Genomic DNA, 16,702 nt, shown 5'->3' with positions numbered 1-16,702 from the left:
GCCGGGGCTCAGTCATAGGAGGCCTCCGCCGTCCAGACGTCGCCCTCGCACACCAGCAGCCAGGCCGCGCCGTCGGCGTCGACCACCTGGAACCGGTGCGCCCGCCGGGCGCGCATCGGATCCCACGTGCGCTCGACCACCGGCCACGGCCCCGCCCACGCCTCGATCACCCGGCGGCGTCCGCTCTCGACCAGCACCGCCGGCACGGCCGACACGACGCCCCGCTCGTCGACGTCGATCGTCTCGCCGCCGAGCGCCCGCACGTCGACCGGCACTGGCTCGGCGAACACCGTCGTCGGCAGCGGGTCGGGAAGGCTGCCCGGCCACGGTCGCGCGCGCTGCGCCGCGAGGCCGTCTTTGCCCGTGGCATGCCGGTCGCCCCAGGGCACGAGCACCTGCCGCTCGACCAGCCATCGGCCGCCGCCGATCTCGGGCGTGAGCACACCCCGGTGCCCGAGCATCGCCTGCACGCGCGACAGGGCATGGTGCACGCGCTCCTCGGGCCCGCCGCCGAAGATCGCGGGGGCGTGATGGGATGCCGCATCCACCGCCTCGGGCGAGATGCGCACCAGAGCGACGCCGCTGCGCAGCAGACCGCCCTCAGCTCCGCCTTCGCCGGGCTTGCCGACGTCTTCGGCCAACTGCCACCGCACGCGGTCGACCACCGCCGCGGCGTCGAACGAACCCGGATGCAGCCAGACCCGCTCGCTGCGCTCGCCCCGATCGCCGACGAGCTCGACCCGCAGCTCGGTGCAGACGAGGTCGACCGCACCGAGGCCGGCGATGAAGTCGTCGGCGGTGACGCGCATGCCGAACGCGACCTGGTCGGCGATCTCGAGCGGCGGCTCGAACGCGATCTCACGGTGGAACTCGGGCGGCGGGGTGCGGGGTTCGACGGGGCGCGAATCGAGGCCGCCCGACAGAGCGTGAAGACGGATGCCGCGCTCACCGAACCGCTCGCGCACGCGATCGGGATGCATCGCCGCGAACTCACCGAGCGTCTGCACTCCGAGGCGAGCCAGCAGCCCGACCAGGTCGGCCGACGCCGCTGCCGACGACGCCGGCGGACCGGCCCCGAGCGAGGAGGCGTCGAGCACGGCCACCGGCAAAGGCGCCAGGAACCCGGCGGCACCGCCCGCCGGCACGGAGAAGATCGGCTCGGCCGCGCTCGCCCCCGCCTGTGCCGCCTGCTCGGCCGTGAACGGACCATCGGCGATGCCCGCACGGACGTCACCGAGCCCGAGCCCGTGCATCCCGTCGACCAGCACGCGCGCCGCCTCGATCTCGCCGCCGTAGTAGCGCGACGGTCCGCGCGCACGCAGCGCGCACAGCCCGGGACGCACCAGCTGCACACCCGGAGCGCGCTCTTCGATTCGAGCCACGAGGGGCGCGAAGGCCCGATGATCGCGTGCTGGATCGGCCGGCACGACCGTGAGGCCCGGGCACCGTGCCTGCGCGTCGCGCCGGCGCTGCCCTCGGCGCACCCCTTCGGCGCGCGCCGACGCCGAGCAGGCCACGACGAGGTTGCGCTCGATGACCGCGACAGCGCGGCGGGGATCGAGCGGCACGCCGCCGCCACGGCCGCCGCCGTCGCGCGTCAGCGCGGTGACGGGCCAGTCGGGAAACCACAGCACGAGGCTGCGCACGGGAGACGACACCGCCATGTCAGCCCACCGCCCTCGCTTCGAAGGGGACGAACCGCTCATCGGACCGCAACTCGTCGCCCGACCGCAGCGGCTCGACGCCGCGCATCGTCTCGGGTGCGACGGACACCTGGCCCGAGGCATCCGGAAGCATCACCCTCGCCCGACGCGATCGCGGCCACCGCCTGCTCGACGACGTGACGGTCAGCTCTCGCGTGGCGAGGTAGCCGTGGCCGCGACCCAGCCCCGTCCATGCCGGGTCGGCGATCTCGAGCACGGCCTCGGCCTGCGGCCATGGCCCCTGCACGAGCAGCACGGCACCACGATCGCGCAGGCGGGCGGCCAGACGCGCGATCTCGCCGTCGGCGGCGCGGCCGGCGGGACGCACCGCGACGACGGGAAGGACCTCGGCGATGGTCGCCGTGACGGTGAGCCACCGGGCGCCGGGATCGGGGATGAGCACGAGGCGCGAGAGATCGACCCCGAGCCCCTCGGCGGCTTCGGCACCGAGCCGCGGTATGCCCACCGCCGCACACCACGATCCCGATTGCGACGGCTGCGACAGCAGCGCCAGCAGCAGCGACGTGGAGCGGGGGAGCGAATACGCCGAGCCGGGCCGCAGGCCCCCGCCGGGAAGCAGCGAGGCGAGAGCGGAATGGACCGGCAGCACCGGGGCGTCGAGCTTGCGCCCCTGCACCCGCTCGAGCTGAGCGCGGAGTCGTGCCACCTCGCTCTGCGGCCCGGTTCGGGCCTGCTCTTGCGCGTGCACCGCCGTGAGTTGCACGGTCGCCCTCATTCCCACAGACTAGAACAGATGTTCTAGTTTCTCAATCGCAGGAATCGAAGATAACTCTAACCGCCGACATCCGCCAACCACTCACCGACAGCACTGCGCGCAGCCGGCAGGGCGGCTCACCGCGCCGCCCGGATGCGCTCAGGCAGCGAGCGCGAGATACGGCTCCCACCGCGGATCGGAGCGCTCCGTGCCGCGCACCGTCCACTGCCCGCCCCGCGGCGGGTGGGGCGTGAAGCGCAGCTCCCAGTGCATCTCCTGCGGCGTGCGATCGCCTTTGAGGTTGTTGCAGCGCAGGCAGCACGCGACGAGGTTCTCCCAGGAGTCCCCTCCCCCGCGCGACCGCGGCAGCACGTGGTCGATCGTCGATGCCGCCGCTCCGCAGTAGGCGCACCGGTGCGAGTCGCGACGCAGCACTCCTCGCCGCGTCACCGGCACCCGCCGCCCGCCGGGCACCCGGACATATCTCGTCAGGATGATCACCGCCGGACGGTCGTACGCTCGTCGGGTTCCCCACACCGGATCCCCATCGGTGTGCTCGATGACCGTGGCCTTCTCATTCATCACGAGCACGAGGGCCCGTTTGAACGACACCACGGCGAGCGGCTCATAGCCCGCGTTCAGCACCAGAGTGCGCATTGATCATCCTCTCGAATGGCCGGGACGGCTTCTCGGTATTCGACTTTCCGGTGACGATCGAGGGGCGCAGGGGCATGAAAAAAGGCGCTGTCTTATAGACAGCGCCATGGCGCCACGGTCTGGCCGTGGCATCCGCTCGTGCAATGCCGAAGGACGAGGCGTCCGAGCGCATCCGTGGTTCGAATGCGTGGTGTGATGCCCATCGGCTCCCTCCGCTTCTCTCAGCGTCGGGTTTCAGGCTAACGCACGCACGGAGGACGAGGGTCGAGCCGCGGGGTGAACGCCGCATGGCGTGTCGGCGAACGGACGATCCCCCCGGCGCCGTGGCGCCGGGGGGATCGGTGAGTCGTGTGCGAGCCGGTCAGCCGGCGTTCTGCTGCAGCCAGGCGTACGGGTCGACGTTCGAGCCGTTGATGTACGTCTCGAAGTGCAGGTGGTTCGCAGTCGAGCGGCCTGTGCTGCCGACGAGGCCGATGACCTGCCCGGCCTGGACGGTCTGACCGGGGACGACCTGGCGGCTGCCGTAGATCATGTGCCCGTAGAGCGTGCCGACGCGCTGCCCGTTGATGACGTGGTCGATCGTGACCGCGACGCCGTAGCCGCCGTAGCTCTCCTGCGAGACCTTCACGACACCGGCGGCGGCGGCGAAGATCGGAGTGCCTGCGGGAGCGAGCATGTCGACGCCCATGTGCGCGCCGCCACGGGTGCCGAAGCCCTGGCCGAGGGTGTAGTTCGCGAGCGGCCAGCGGACGGCGCCCGATCCGGCGGCGACCATGCTGAGGTCGACCTGGACGCGGGCCTGCGACGCCGCGACCTTGGCGGCCTGGCGGGCGCGCTCTGCGGCGGCCTCTTCGGCCTTCTTCTTGGCGATCTCCTCGGCGGTGGTGGCCGAGTAGCTGTCGCGGGTGATCTGAGTGGATGCCGCATCCGACGCGATGACGAGCGACTGGGCGTCGTCGATCGCGAGCTGCTGGATCGTCTTGGCCTCTTCCACGGGAAGGGCGGCGCCGAAGGCCGGGAGCGCGACGGTGGCGATGAGCCCACCGACCATGCTCAGGATCACCAGGCTCTTCAGCGGCTTGACCACGCGGTTCGGGCCCTTGGGGGCCGAGGCGGGTCGGGCCACTGCAGCGGTCGGGGCGACCTTCGCGACGGCCTGAGGGCGACGGCCGACCGGGCGGCGCACGCGCGTGCGACGGGTCAGACTCGTCGCGTCGTTCTCGGGCTCGTTCGCGAGCGAATCGTTCTGTTCAGCCAAACTGTCCTCCGGCGCCTCCGCGCCGGTGGCGCTGGCTCGTCGGCATTCGGTGTCGGGGCACGATATGCGGGCTACACCGCGTGGACGACGAGCCAGAGAGGCAATCTACGCGGGATCCGTCGGCGGGCTTCTCGCCTAGTGGACCGTTCGAGGCTACCCGAAGGTAACGAATCTGTCACGCTCAGCGCCTGGCAGTTCGCTGACCGGCCCGTCAGCAATCGCCGGGATGCGGCATCCGCTTTCCGTCTTCCCGCGGAATCACGGGGAATCTCGCCGCGGGATTCCCGGGGAGCTCAGCGGCGGTCGTCGACGAGGAAGATGTGCGACGCGACCTCGACCGGAAGCTCGAGCCCCTCGTCGCTGCCGTGCATCTGCACGAGCACGTAGCCCTCGCTGTACTGGTAGTCGCCGGTGGCGCCCGGGAGCACGCCGGCGGCCTTCAGCTGCTGGAGCAGCTCGGGGTCGACCTGGGCGGGCTCGGCGAGGCGCCGGACCGTGCCCGAGATGGGCTCGCCCGCGTCGTTGAGGCGGCGCACAAGACCCACCACGCCCTGCTCGAACCCGGTCGCGGGCACGTCGCCGAGCTGGTCGAGGCCGGGGATCGGGTTGCCGTAGGGCGACTCGGTGGGGTGACCCAGCAGCTCGACGAGGCGACGCTCGACCTGCTCGCTCATGACGTGCTCCCACCGGCACGCCTCTTCGTGGACGTAGGCCCAGTCGAGGCCGATGACGTCGGAGAGGAGGCGCTCGGCGAGGCGGTGCTTGCGCATGACGTCGACGGCCTTCTGACGGCCGGCGTCGGTGAGCTCGAGGCTGCGGTCTTCGGAGACCACGACGAGGCCGTCGCGCTCCATGCGACCGACCGTCTGCGACACCGTAGGCCCGGAGTGGCCGAGGCGCTCGGAGATGCGGGCGCGCAGAGGAACGATGTTCTCCTCCTCGAGTTCGAGGATCGTGCGCAGGTACATCTCGGTGGTGTCGATGAGATCTGTCATGTCGCGAGGGTCCTCGAGTCGGAGAAGACGGGTAAGGCCACCCTATCTTGGCGGCCGGACACCGGGGCGCCCGACGGGAGCCGTCACGGCCTGTCATGCGGCCACGGCCGGGAGGGCCGCCGACCTAGAATCGACCCATGGCCCACGTCGTGCTCCCCCGTGAGATCCTGCCCGCCGACGGACGCTTCGGCTGCGGTCCGTCGAAGATCCACCCGGCCCACCTCGCGGCCCTCGCCGGCCCGGGCGGCGCCCTGATGGGCACGTCGCACCGCCAGGCTCCCGTGAAGCACCTCGTGGGTCAGGTGCGCGCCGGCCTCGCCGAGCTGTTCCGGCTCCCCGCGGGCTACGAGGTGATCCTGGGCAACGGCGGTTCGACGGCATTCTGGGATGCCGCGGCCTTCGGTCTCATCGAGAAGCGCAGCCAGAACCTCGTGTTCGGCGAGTTCGGCGGCAAGTTCGCGAAGGCCGCGAAGGCGCCGTGGCTGGAGACCCCGGACGTGCGCGAGGTCGCCGCCGGCACCCGCACCACCGCCGAGGCGGTCGAGGGCGTCGACGTGTACGCGTGGCCCCACAACGAGACCTCCACCGGCGTCTCGGCGCCGGTCGAGCGCGTGACGGGCGACGACGGGGCGCTCACGGTGATCGACGCCACCAGCGCCGCGGGCGGCATCGACTTCTCCGCCTCCCAGGCCGACGTGTACTATTTCGCCCCGCAGAAGAACCTCGGATCGGACGGCGGGCTGTGGTTCGCGCTCGTCTCACCGGCAGCGATCGAGCGCATCGAGCGCATCGCCGCGTCGGGCCGCTACATCCCCGAGTTCCTGAGTCTCAAGAACGCCCTGGACAACTCGCGCCTCAACCAGACACTCAACACCCCGGCGCTCGCGACGCTGTTCCTGCTCGACCAGCAGCTCGACTGGATCCGCGACAGCGGCGGCCTGCAGTGGGCCGACGCCCGCACGCGGGAGTCGTCGAACGCGCTGTATGCGTGGGCCGAGGCATCCGCGGCAGCCACTCCGTTCGTGACCGACCCCGCCGACCGCTCCCCCGTCGTCGCGACGATCGACTTCGACGACAGCATCGACGCCGCGGCCATCGCGAAGAGCCTGCGCGCCAACGGCATCGTCGACACCGAGCCCTACCGCAAGCTCGGCCGCAACCAGCTGCGCGTCGCGACGTTCGTGTCGATCGACCCCGACGACGTGCGTCAGCTCATCAAGGCGATCGACTACACGATCGAGCACCTCTGAGGGCTGCGTCAGGCGAGCGGTGACGGCGCGGGGGCGAGCACCGAGGCCACGATCGCCTCGATAGCGAACTCGGACGCGCGGCCCAGGTCGAGCGCGGTCGGGTCGAGCAGCCACTGCACCTGGAGGCCGTCCATGACGGCGAGGATCGCCGTCGACGCATAGGCGACGGTCTCGGGTTCGCGGATGCCGCGCTCGGCGCACACCCGCGCGAACGCCGCCGCGACTTCGCTCCGCAGGGTCGCGTACCGCTTCTGGAAGAACTCGCGACCCGGGTGATCGTCGGTGACGGACTCGGCCGACAGCACGGCGTAGGCCTGCACGATCCCGGGTCGCTCGGCGTTCGCGAACGCGGTGCGCACGAGGTGGCGGAACAGGTCCATCCCGTCGGGGATGTGCTGCTCCTCGAGGTCGGCGACGTCCGTCTCGTCACGGTGCTGCAGCACCTGGAGCAGCAGGGCATCCTTCGAGCCGAAGTGATGGAGGATGCCGGCGTGGGTCATGCCCACCTGGTCGGCGATCTCCTGAAGAGTGCCGCCGGTGAAGCCCTTCGCCCCGAAGATCTCCGTCGCGGCGTCGAGGATGTCGCGTCGGCGCGCAAGGGTCTCGGGTCGCGAACGCGGCTGTCTGCGCTGCTCGGTCACTGGCTTCCGCCCCTCGTCATTCCGGCGGATCAAGAGTCTACGCACGAGTCGCGGATGCTCGGCGGCAGACACGGTTGCAATAGTTACTTACTTGATTGTAAGTTAGTCGCGCAATCACCCCCGCGACGTCGCGGTCTCCTCCGTGAGTACGCCGACGTCATCTCACGAAGGAGAAGCAATGAGGCTTAAGTCCTCCCTCGTCGCCGTCGGCATGGCAGCAGCGCTCGTGCTGACCGGCTGCGCGGCCGGCAGCACGGACTCCGGCGACAACGAACCCGGTGCGGCGCTCACGATCGCCAAGCCCGACGGCGCCATCACCACTGAGTCGAACAACCCGTATCTGGGCGATTCGTCCGCCGCGAAGTACGGCTACGGCAAAGTCATCTTCGAGTCGCTCGCGCTCGTCAACCCGACCGGCGACCTCGGCACGACGCCCTGGCTCGCCGAATCGGTCGAGTGGAACGAGGACTACACGCAGCTCACCGCGGTGGCCCGCGAAGGCGTGTCCTGGAGCGACGGCGAGGAGTTCACCGCCGACGACATCGCGTTCTCCTTCAACCAGGTGCTCGAGGGCAGGCTCAACGACACCAACGCCCTCGACCTCAAGAGCGTGAGCGTGGACGGCAACACCGTCACCATCGACTTCAACAGCTCGAAGTTCACCCAGCAGGGCCGCGTCCTGCACTTCCAGATCGTGCCCGAGCACATCTGGAAGGACATCGAAGACCCCAACACCGACCCCGTCACCGGCGAGGGCCAGGCGGTGGGCACCGGCCCGTACGTGCTCGACTCGTGGACGACCGAGTCGGTCACCCTCGCCGCGAACCCGGACTACTGGGGCGGCGAACTGGCCGTGCCCGAGCTGCACTACGTTTCGTACGGCGACAACGCGGCGCTCACCACTGCACTGGCGACGGGCGAGGCCGACTGGGCACAGGCCTTCATCCCCCAGATCCAGGACAGCTACCTGTCGGCCGACCCCGACAACAAGTTCCTGGTATCCCCCACCGCGGGTGCGGGCACGCTGTTCATGAACCTGCAGACGAAGCCGTTCAACGACCCGGCGCTGCGTCAGGCGCTCGCGTGGACGATCGACCGCCAGGCGTACGTCGACATCGCCCGTGAGGGCGCGAGCGAGGCGGTCTGGAGCGTCACCGGTCTGGGCGCACTGCTCGAGGACGAGGTCATCCCCGAATACCAGGGCCAGAACTACTCGGTCGACGTCGACAAGGCGCGCGAGATCCTCACCGACGCCGGCTACACGTGGGACGGCGAGACGCTCATCGACCCGGACGGCGAAGCGGTCACCTTCTCGATCTCGGTCCCCGCGGGCTGGAGCGACTGGAACACCGAGCAGGCGCTGATCGCCGAGGAGCTCAAGGAGGGCCTCGGCATCGAGGTCAAGGTCGACCAGCCCGATTGGGGCGGATGGGATGCTGCGCGCCAGGAGGGCACCTTCCAGGCGATCATCCACTGGCTCGAGGACACCGGCAACGCCTACGGCCTCTACACGTCGACCATGGACCCGAAGTGGATCGTCGACGGCAAGGCGGCCTTCAACTTCGGCCGCTTCGACGACCCGGCGGTCACCGAGGCGCTCAACACGTACGCGAACGCCGCGTCGGACGCCGACCGTGAGGCCGCTCTCGCGGTGATGCAGACGGCGTTCGTCGAGAACGTGCCGGCCATCCCGCTCGGCGCGCACCCGCTCCTGGGCGAGTTCAACACGCGCAACTACGTCGGCTGGCCGTCGGAGGACGACCAGTACGCCTCGGCCGACCCGACGCAGCCCGCGATCGTGCAGATCCTGACGAAGCTGCAGCCCGCCGGCTGATCCCCTGGGCGGGACGGATGCTGCGGCATCCGTCCCGCCCTGAATCAGCACTGCTGCTGCGGCATCCGTCCCGCCCTGAAAGGGCACTGCTGCTGCGGCATCCGTCCCGCCCTGAATCAGCACTGCTGCTGCGGCATCCGTCCCGCCCTTCCCCGCCCGCCTTCACGAAAGCGAACCAGCCCCATGAGAGATTCGCTGCTCTCCGTCGACGACTTCTCGGTCGTCTACGACGTCGATCCCCCCGTGCGCGCGGTCAAGAACGTCACCCTCGAACTCGAGCGCGGTGAGATCCTCGGACTCGCCGGCGAGAGCGGATGCGGCAAGACCACGCTCGCCTACGGCATCCAGCGGCTGCTCAAGCCGCCGGCCGTCATCACGAGCGGCTCCGTCATCTTCCACGACGCGTCCGGCGAAGACGTCGACATCAACGGCCTCGAGCCCGAGCAGATGCGCCGCTTCCGGTGGGACAAGGTCTCGATGGTCTTCCAGGGGGCGATGAACTCGCTGAACCCCGTCGCCACCGTCGGCGCGCAGCTGGAGGACGTCTTCGAGGTCCACCGCCCCGACCTCTCGCGCGGCGAGCGCCGCGCCGCCGTCGTCGAGCTGCTCGAGATCGTCAAGGTCGGCGCGCAGCGCTATCGCTCGTACCCGCACGAGCTGTCGGGCGGCATGCGCCAGCGCGTGATGATCGCCATGGCGCTCGCGCTGCGCCCGCAGCTCATGGTGATGGACGAGCCGACGACCGCCCTCGACGTGCTCGTCCAGCGCGAGATCCTGCGGCAGATCTCGCATCTGCGCCACGAGTTCGGGTTCTCGGTGATCTTCATCACCCACGACCTTCCGCTGCTCCTCGAGATCAGCGACCGCATCGCGATCATGCGCGACGGCGAGATCATCGAGCTCGACGCCGCCGAGCGCATCTGGACCGACCCGCAGGACGAGTACACGCGCACGCTGCTCGCCTCGTTCCCGCGCCTCACCGGAGAGAGGGGGGTGGTCCTGCGATGACCGTCCTCGAGTTCGATTCCGTCACGAAGGTGTACTCGGTGCGCGGCGCCGGTCAGATGAAGGCCCTCGACGACGTGAGCTTCACGCTGAGCTCGGGCCAGACCATCGGCCTCGTCGGCCAGTCCGGCAGCGGCAAATCCACGATCGCGAAGATCCTCACGCAGCTCGAGACGCCCACGAGCGGCGAAGTGCGGCTCGACGGGCAGCCGATCCCCCGCCGTGGCAAGGGCCTGCGCGCCTACCGGCAGCAGCTGCGCATGGTGTTCCAGGACCCGTTCGCGTCGCTCAACCCGTACCACTCGATCCGCTACGCGATCCAGCGACCGCTCCAGCTCGACGACGTCGTGCCCGGCGACCAGCTCGACGACGAGGTGCGGCGGCTGCTCGGCCGCGTGCGCCTCGACGCCGACGCAGTCATCGACCGCCGGCCCCACGAGCTCTCGGGCGGTCAGCGCCAGCGCGTCGCGATCGCCCGGGCGCTGGCATCCCGCCCCCGGCTGCTCGTCGCCGACGAGCCCGTCTCGATGCTCGACGTGTCGATCCGGCTCGGTGTGCTCAACCTGCTGGCCGACCTGCAGCGTGAGGAGGGCCTGGGCGTGCTCTACATCACGCACGACCTCGCCACCGCGCGGCACTTCAGCGACGAGATCCTCGTGCTCAACCAGGGCCGGGTCGTCGAGCGCGGCCCCGCCGACGACGTGATCCTGCGCCCCCAGAACCCGTACACCCAAGAGCTGCGCGCGGCATCCCCCGATCCCGACTCCTACTTCGCGCACGCAGCCGGCATCCTCGGAGGTCAGAAGTGAGCGCCGTCGCTCCCCAGCTCCCGACGCCCGGCTTCGACGCGATCGAAGCCGGCACCACGGCGACCGGCGCGGTGAAGGCTCGCGCGCGCATCCCGTGGCGGTTCCTCGGCAATCGCGCGCTGTTCTATCTGTTCACGCTGTGGGCGGCGATCACGATCAACTTCTTCCTGCCCCGCCTGATGAAGGGCGACGCGGTGGACGCGTATCTCGCCCGCAACCGGAACGTCTCGCCCGAAGCCGCCGAGGCGCTGCGCTCCCTGCTCGGTCTCGACACCGACACGTCGCTCTGGCAGCAGTACGTGGACTACTGGGGCCTGCTGCTGCGCGGCGACCTCGGCATCTCGCTGCTGCACGGCATGCGCCCGGTGACCGAGGTGGTCGGGCAGTCGCTCATCTGGACCGTCGGCCTCGTCGGCTTCGCCACCCTCATCGCCTTCGCGATCGGCACCATCGGCGGCGCGATCGTCGGCTGGCGCCGCGGCAGCCGGCTCGACTCGCTCATCCCGATCACGACGTTCCTGAGCACGATCCCCTACTTCTGGCTCGGGCTCGTCGCGATCTCGGTGTTCTCGGTGACGCTCGGCTGGTTCCCGATCGGCAAGGCCTACGGCGTCGGCGTCACGCCGGAGTGGTCGTGGGAGTTCATCGGCGACGTGGTGCACCACGGTTTCCTCCCGGCCGCGACGATCATCATCGCCTCGCTCGGCGGCTGGATGCTCGGCATGCGCAACATGATGCTGACGGTCCTCGACGAGGACTACGTCATGGTCGCGCAGGCAAAGGGCATGCCGAACGACCGGGTGCTCTGGCGCTACGCCGCGCGCAATGCGGTGCTGCCGCAGATCCAGAGCTTCGCGCTCGCGCTCGGGTTCATCGTCGGCGGCACCATCGTGATGGAGGTGGTGTTCAGCTACCCCGGCGTCGGGAAGCTGCTGCTCGACGCCACCAACGCCAAGGACTACGCCCTCATGCAGGGAGTGTTCCTCGTGCTGACGATCTCGGTGCTGCTGGCCAACCTCCTGGCCGACGTCGCCTACGCATTCCTCGACCCGCGCACACGCCAGACGGAGGCCTGAGCATGGACACGACCATCGTCGACGAGAGCCCCGCACGGCGTCCGGCGCACACGCCCGCGACCGCCACCGTGCGCACTCCCTCCCCCGGCAACGGCGCCACCCCGCGCAGGAAGCCGCCCTTCTGGTCGAAGCTGGGATCGGCCTTCGCGATGTTCCGCAACCGGAAGTCGGTCACGGGCCTGGCGATCCTCGGGTTCTTCGTGCTCGTCGCGATCTTCGCCGACGTGCTCGCGCCCTACTCGCCAACCAAGGTCGACAACACCGCGCGCTTCCAGCCGCCGTCGGCCGCGCACTGGCTGGGCACGACCCATATCGGCGAGGACGTGCTGAGCCAGGTCATCCACGGCACGCGCGGCGTCATCGTCGTCGGCTTCCTCGCCGCGATCATCGCCACCGTCATCGCGATCGTGATCGGCGTGATGTCGGGCTACCTGCGGGGGTGGCGCAGCGAGGGCCTGTCGGCGCTGACCAACGTGTTCCTCGTCATCCCCGGCATCCCGCTCATCATCATCGTCGCGACCATTGTCGAGGACCCGCCCCTGATCCTGATCGCCACCGTCCTCGGTCTCATCGGCTGGGCGTGGGGCGCCCGCGTGCTGCGCGCGCAGACGATGTCGCTGCGCAGCCGCGACTTCGTGCAGGCCGCCCGCGCCAACGGCGAGCCGCTGCGCCGCATCATCACCGTCGAGATGCTGCCGAACCTCATGGCGCTCATCGCCGCGAGCTTCGTGGGCACGGTGACCGCCGCGATCATCGGCCTCACCACACTGTCGTACATCGGCATCATCCCGGTGACGACCTACAACTGGGGCACGATCCTCAACTGGGCGAGCGCTCAGGGCGCGTTCCGCCAGGGCCAGTGGTGGTGGTTCCTGCCTCCCGGCCTGTGCATCGCCGCCATCGGCGTCGCTCTCTCGCTCATCAACTTCGGCATCGACGAGTACGTCAACCCGCGTCTGCGGTCGGCCGGCGAGCGCGCCCGCGCCCTCAAGAAGAAGGGCATGAACGTCAACGACACCGTCACGGCCGTCCGCACCGCGCCCGAGACATCCCGACAGGAGAATCCGTGACCTACGACGCCCCCTACCTCGACCCCGAGCTCCCGGTCGAGGAGCGGATCGGCGACCTGCTGGGCCGCATGACCCTCGAGGAGAAGGTCGGGCAGATGCTGCAGCTCGACGCCCGCGAGGACCTCGACGACCAGATCCTGCGGATGCACGCCGGCTCGATCCTGCACGCCTCGCCCGCCCGGGTGCTGCGCGCGCGGGACCTGACGCTCCACACGCGCCTGCAGATCCCGCTGCTCGTCGGCGAGGACTGCATCCACGGCCACGCGTTCTGGGAGGGCGGCACCGTCTTCCCGACGCAGCTGGGCATGGCGGCGACGTGGGATGCCGCGCTCGTCGAGCAGGTCGCGCGCGCCACCGCCGCGGAGGTGGCGGCCACCGGCATCCACTGGACCTTCTCTCCCGTGCTGTGCATCGCGCGCGACCTCCGCTGGGGCCGCATCGACGAGACGTTCGGCGAGGACCCGTACCTGATCGGCGAACTCGCCTCGGCGATGGTGCGCGGCTACCAGGGCGGCGGGCTCGGCGACCCCGACGCTATCCTCGCGACGGCCAAGCACTTCGCCGGCTACTCGGAGACCCAGGGCGGCCGCGACGCGAGCGAGGCCGACATCTCGCGCCGCAAGCTGCGCTCGTGGTTCCTCCCGCCGTTCGAGAGAGTGGCGAAGGAGGGATGCCGCACCTTCATGCTCGGCTATCAGACGACCGACGGCGTGCCGATCACGATCAACGACTGGCTGCTCAACGACGTGCTGCGCGGCGAGTGGGGCTACACCGGCACCCTCATCACCGACTGGGACAACGTCGGACGCATGGTGTGGGAGCAGAAGGTGCAGCCCGACTACGCGCACGCCGCCGCCGCCGCGGTCAAGGCCGGCAACGACATGGTCATGACCACACCGGGCTTCTTCCACGGTGCGCTGCTGGCGATCGAGCGCGGCCTGATGGCCGAGAGCGATCTCGACCGCGCGGTGTCGCGCATCCTGCGCCTGAAGTTCGAGTTCGGCCTGTTCGAGAACCCGCGGCTTCCCGACGCCGGGCGCATCGAGACCGTGATCGGCCGCCCCGAGCACGTCGCCCTCAACCTCGAGACCGCGAGGCGCTCGCTCGTGCTGCTGCAGAACGACGGCACGCTCCCGCTGGGCGACGATGGCACACCCCGCCGCATCGCGGTGGTCGGGCCGCTCGCCGACGACGCGCAGACGCAGCTCGGCGACTGGGCCGGATCATCTGGCCAGGTCGACTGGCTGCCCGACGGTCAGCCGCGCGAGCTCATCACGACGGTGCTCGAAGGGCTGCGAGCGCACGCGCCGTCGACGTGGGACGTCGCGCACGCGCAGGGCGCCGACATCCTGACCCTCGAGGAGGACCCGGAAGGCGCCTTCTTCCCCGACGGTCAGCCGCGCCCGCAGATCGTGGTGCCCGTCGCCCCCGACGCCGCCCTCATCGCCGAAGCCGTCGCCGCGGCGCAGGACGCCGACTACGTGGTCGCCGTCGTGGGCGACCGGGTCGAGCTCGTGGGCGAAGGGCGGTCCACGGCGACCCTCGAGCTGCTCGGCGGTCAGCAGGCGCTCCTCGAGGCGCTGGCGGCGACCGGCAAGCCGCTGATCGTGGTGCTGCTCGCGTCGAAGCCGCTCGTGCTTCCGCAGTCGGTGACGGATGCCGCGGCCCTGGTGTGGACCGCGAACCCGGGCATGCAGGGTGGCCGGGCGATCGCCGAGCTGCTGCTGGGTCTCATCGAGCCCTCCGGCCGCCTGCCGATCTCGTTCGCCCGCCACGTCGGCCAGCAGCCGACGTACTACAACCAGGTGCGCGGACAGCACGGATCGCGGTACGCCGACCTGACGCAGGCTCCTGCGCACGCGTTCGGCGACGGCCTGTCGTACACGCGCGTCGAGTACTCCGACCTGCGGATCACGGAGCCCGTGCTGGGCGCGGCCGACACGGTGCACGCGACGGTGACGGTGCGCAACACCGGGTCGCGGCCCGCGCGCGAGGTCGTGCAGGCCTACGTACGCGACAGCGTGACGTCGGTCAGCTGGGCCGACAAGGAACTCAAGGGGTTCACCGTCGTCGACGTCGAGCAGGGCGCACAGGCGACGGTCGAGCTCGCGATCGCGGTCGCCGACTGCACGATCGTCGACGCCCAGGGCAACCGGGTCGTCGAGGCCGGCGAGTTCGAGCTGCTGGTGGGCCCGTCGTCACGCGACGAGGCGCTCCTCAGCGCGAGCTTCACGGTGTCGTCCGGCGACGCCGTGAGCGCGGTCGAGCTGCTGACGGCAGCGGCGCTCACCCCTTGATCCCCGGGGGCGGCGGCGCGGCGAGTCACTCCTTCGCGTCGTCGCCCTCGTCGGAGTCGCCCTCGTCGGACTGCTCGTCGTCCTCGTCGTCGTCGTCCTCGTCGGAGTCGTCATCCGAGTCGGAGTCGTCGTCCGAGTCGGAGTCGGAGTCGTCATCCGAGTCGTCGTCATCCGAGTCGTCGTCATCCGAGTCGTCGTCATCCGAGTCGTCCTCGTCCGAGTCGTCGTCGTCCGAATCGTCGTCGTCCGCGCTCTCGTCGAGCTCGTCGATGTCGACGCCGTCGAGGTCGCCTGCGTGCAGGATCGGCGAGCCGTCGTCGTCGAAGTCGGCCGCATCGAGGTCGTCGACGTCGTCGAGGTCGTCGTCGTCCGCCGCATCCTGGGCCAACTCGTCGTCGGCCGCGTGCGGCGCCTCGGCGAGCGCGACCTGAGCCGCCTGGTACTCGGCGAGACGCACGGCCCACGGCACCCAGTCCGGAGCGAGGAGCGCACCGTCACTGGGAAGAAGCTCGACCTCGAGCACCGTCGGCTCGGCGTCTTCGACGCGTGCGAGGCTCACCGTCCACAACCACCCGGGGTATCCCGCGAGCCGGTTGTGGAAGCGCAGCGAGACGACGCCGTCGGGCTCCACGCGGTAGTCCGCGGCGTCGCCGATGGTCGTGGCCGGCGTGACCTCTCGCAGGGCGGCGAGCGCCAGGTCGTGCGCCTCGAGGAGGGCCGGGTCGGGATCCGGGATGACGAGCTCCGGCGCCACAGCCTCGGTATCCGCCACGTCGGCCGCAGGTTCGTCAGCCTCGGGCTCGGCAGCGACGTCGGCCGCGGCATCCGTCACCGCATCCGCCTCGGGCGATGACTCGGTCGCGAGGTTGCCGTCGGTCTCGGGTGCGTCCGAGGGCGTGTCGCCCAGCGGCGACACGTCGACGTCGGGCGTCGGGTCGGACTCAGGCGTCGAGTTCATCCGCCACCTTGCGCAGCACGGCCGCCACCTTCTTGGCCTGCGCGCCACTGGGGTAACGCCCCCGGCGCAGGTCGTCGGCGGTGCCGTCGAGCAGCTTGACGAGGTCTTCGATGATGATCGCCATGTCGTCGGCGGGCTTGCGTGCGCGCTTCGCGAGACTGACCGGCGCCTCGAGCACGCGCACCGACAGAGCCTGGAGCCCGCGCTTGCCGTCGGCGACGCCGAACTCGAGGCGCGTGCCGGCCTTGGGCGCCGGCGTGCCCGCGGGGAGGGCGGTGGCGTGCAGGAAGACGTCCTGGCCGTCATCGGAGGCGATGAAGCCGAACCCCTTCTCCTCGTCGTAGAACCTGACCTTGCCGGTGGGCATCGAAACCTCGCTGTGTACGGCGCCGGATGGACGGCGGGCATGACGGAATAGAGATGCGCAGATCCCT

General features: G+C 70.4%; 15 protein-coding genes. 7 read left to right on the top strand and 8 right to left on the bottom strand.

The genetic code is table 11. The annotated features are described in order from the left end of the window. Positions 1-8 precede the first annotated feature (8 nt). The 5 genes from MK786_RS05280 to MK786_RS05260 form a co-directional block, all read right to left on the bottom strand. A complete protein-coding gene (locus MK786_RS05280) occupies positions 9-1,664 on the bottom strand; it encodes a DNA polymerase Y family protein (protein WP_241111184.1) in 1,656 nt (551 codons plus the stop codon). Position 1,665: 1 nt separating this feature from the next. Then, positions 1,666-2,439, bottom strand: coding sequence for a hypothetical protein (locus MK786_RS05275; RefSeq protein WP_241111183.1), 774 nt, complete (start codon positions 2,437-2,439; stop codon positions 1,666-1,668). A 138-nt stretch (positions 2,440-2,577) separates the two neighbouring features. Beyond that, positions 2,578-3,075 carry an HNH endonuclease gene (locus MK786_RS05270; RefSeq protein WP_241111182.1) on the bottom strand — a complete coding sequence of 166 codons (498 nt, stop codon included), beginning with the start codon at positions 3,073-3,075 and terminating at the stop codon, positions 2,578-2,580. Positions 3,076-3,436: 361 nt separating this feature from the next. Then, on the bottom strand, positions 3,437-4,333 hold the full coding sequence (locus tag MK786_RS05265) for a M23 family metallopeptidase (RefSeq protein ID WP_241111181.1): 897 nt from the start codon (positions 4,331-4,333) through the stop codon (positions 3,437-3,439). A 293-nt stretch (positions 4,334-4,626) separates the two neighbouring features. Beyond that, complete coding sequence (locus MK786_RS05260) at positions 4,627-5,328, bottom strand: metal-dependent transcriptional regulator (RefSeq protein WP_241111180.1); 702 nt, start codon at positions 5,326-5,328, stop codon at positions 4,627-4,629. 137 nt (positions 5,329-5,465) lie between these two features. Between MK786_RS05260 and serC the strand changes: the two genes are divergently transcribed. Then, positions 5,466-6,578 carry a phosphoserine transaminase gene (gene serC / locus MK786_RS05255; protein ID WP_241111179.1) on the top strand — a complete coding sequence of 371 codons (1,113 nt, stop codon included), beginning with the start codon at positions 5,466-5,468 and terminating at the stop codon, positions 6,576-6,578. A gap of 8 nt (positions 6,579-6,586) precedes the next feature. On the opposite strand, the gene MK786_RS05250 is transcribed toward serC, so the two are convergent. Continuing rightward, the gene (locus MK786_RS05250; protein ID WP_241111178.1) at positions 6,587-7,219 is read right to left on the bottom strand and encodes a TetR/AcrR family transcriptional regulator; all 633 of its coding nucleotides are present in this window, start codon (positions 7,217-7,219) and stop codon (positions 6,587-6,589) included. A 178-nt stretch (positions 7,220-7,397) separates the two neighbouring features. On the opposite strand from MK786_RS05250, the gene MK786_RS05245 reads away from it, so the two are divergent. The 6 genes from MK786_RS05245 (at position 7,398) to MK786_RS05220 (ending at position 15,310) form a co-directional block, all read left to right on the top strand. Further along, positions 7,398-9,053, top strand: coding sequence for an ABC transporter substrate-binding protein (locus tag MK786_RS05245; protein WP_241111177.1), 1,656 nt, complete (start codon positions 7,398-7,400; stop codon positions 9,051-9,053). A 183-nt stretch (positions 9,054-9,236) separates the two neighbouring features. Next, positions 9,237-10,061, top strand: a complete 825-nt coding sequence (locus MK786_RS05240; RefSeq protein ID WP_241111176.1) for an ABC transporter ATP-binding protein — start codon at positions 9,237-9,239, stop codon at positions 10,059-10,061. Beyond that, positions 10,058-10,867 (top strand): ABC transporter ATP-binding protein, encoded by an 810-nt coding sequence (locus tag MK786_RS05235; protein WP_241111175.1) that lies wholly within the window; start codon positions 10,058-10,060, stop codon positions 10,865-10,867. Before MK786_RS05240 ends, MK786_RS05235 begins: the two co-directional genes overlap by 4 nt. Next, positions 10,864-11,943: an ABC transporter permease gene (locus MK786_RS05230; protein WP_241111174.1), complete on the top strand. Its 1,080-nt coding sequence runs from the start codon at positions 10,864-10,866 to the stop codon at positions 11,941-11,943. The genes MK786_RS05235 and MK786_RS05230 overlap by 4 nt, the downstream gene beginning before the upstream one ends. A 2-nt stretch (positions 11,944-11,945) precedes the next feature. Then, on the top strand, positions 11,946-13,013 hold the full coding sequence (locus MK786_RS05225) for an ABC transporter permease (RefSeq protein ID WP_241111173.1): 1,068 nt from the start codon (positions 11,946-11,948) through the stop codon (positions 13,011-13,013). Further along, a complete protein-coding gene (locus tag MK786_RS05220) occupies positions 13,010-15,310 on the top strand; it encodes a glycoside hydrolase family 3 N-terminal domain-containing protein (protein ID WP_241111172.1) in 2,301 nt (766 codons plus the stop codon). Before MK786_RS05225 ends, MK786_RS05220 begins: the two co-directional genes overlap by 4 nt. A 25-nt stretch (positions 15,311-15,335) precedes the next feature. Here the strand turns inward: MK786_RS05220 and MK786_RS05215 are convergent, their stop codons facing one another. Further along, positions 15,336-16,268 carry a DUF3027 domain-containing protein gene (locus MK786_RS05215; protein ID WP_241111171.1) on the bottom strand — a complete coding sequence of 311 codons (933 nt, stop codon included), beginning with the start codon at positions 16,266-16,268 and terminating at the stop codon, positions 15,336-15,338. After that, complete coding sequence (locus MK786_RS05210) at positions 16,252-16,635, bottom strand: cold-shock protein (protein ID WP_241111170.1); 384 nt, start codon at positions 16,633-16,635, stop codon at positions 16,252-16,254. Before MK786_RS05210 ends, MK786_RS05215 begins: the two co-directional genes overlap by 17 nt. Between the last annotated feature and the right edge of the window lie 67 nt (positions 16,636-16,702).

Source organism: Microbacterium sp. CFH 31415 (genome assembly GCF_022538185.1).
Classification (GTDB): domain Bacteria; phylum Actinomycetota; class Actinomycetes; order Actinomycetales; family Microbacteriaceae; genus Microbacterium.
The sequence above is the reverse complement of the archived record's forward strand: the minus strand, read 5'-3'. Positions and strand labels throughout refer to the sequence as shown.

Excerpts from the sequence above, each read along its gene's own strand:
- MK786_RS05215 (WP_241111171.1), bottom strand. The coding sequence starts at position 16,268 with ATGAACTCGACGCCTGAGTCCGACCCGACGCCCGACGTCGACGTGTCG.
- MK786_RS05260 (WP_241111180.1), bottom strand. The coding sequence starts at position 5,328 with ATGACAGATCTCATCGACACCACCGAGATGTACCTGCGCACGATCCTC.
- serC (WP_241111179.1), top strand. The coding sequence starts at position 5,466 with ATGGCCCACGTCGTGCTCCCCCGTGAGATCCTGCCCGCCGACGGACGC.
- MK786_RS05235 (WP_241111175.1), top strand. The coding sequence starts at position 10,058 with ATGACCGTCCTCGAGTTCGATTCCGTCACGAAGGTGTACTCGGTGCGC.
- MK786_RS05240 (WP_241111176.1), top strand. The coding sequence starts at position 9,237 with ATGAGAGATTCGCTGCTCTCCGTCGACGACTTCTCGGTCGTCTACGAC.
- MK786_RS05275 (WP_241111183.1), bottom strand. The coding sequence starts at position 2,439 with ATGAGGGCGACCGTGCAACTCACGGCGGTGCACGCGCAAGAGCAGGCC.
- MK786_RS05210 (WP_241111170.1), bottom strand. The coding sequence starts at position 16,635 with ATGCCCACCGGCAAGGTCAGGTTCTACGACGAGGAGAAGGGGTTCGGC.
- MK786_RS05245 (WP_241111177.1), top strand. The coding sequence starts at position 7,398 with ATGAGGCTTAAGTCCTCCCTCGTCGCCGTCGGCATGGCAGCAGCGCTC.
- MK786_RS05225 (WP_241111173.1), top strand. The coding sequence starts at position 11,946 with ATGGACACGACCATCGTCGACGAGAGCCCCGCACGGCGTCCGGCGCAC.
- MK786_RS05280 (WP_241111184.1), bottom strand. The coding sequence starts at position 1,664 with ATGGCGGTGTCGTCTCCCGTGCGCAGCCTCGTGCTGTGGTTTCCCGAC.
- MK786_RS05270 (WP_241111182.1), bottom strand. The coding sequence starts at position 3,075 with ATGCGCACTCTGGTGCTGAACGCGGGCTATGAGCCGCTCGCCGTGGTG.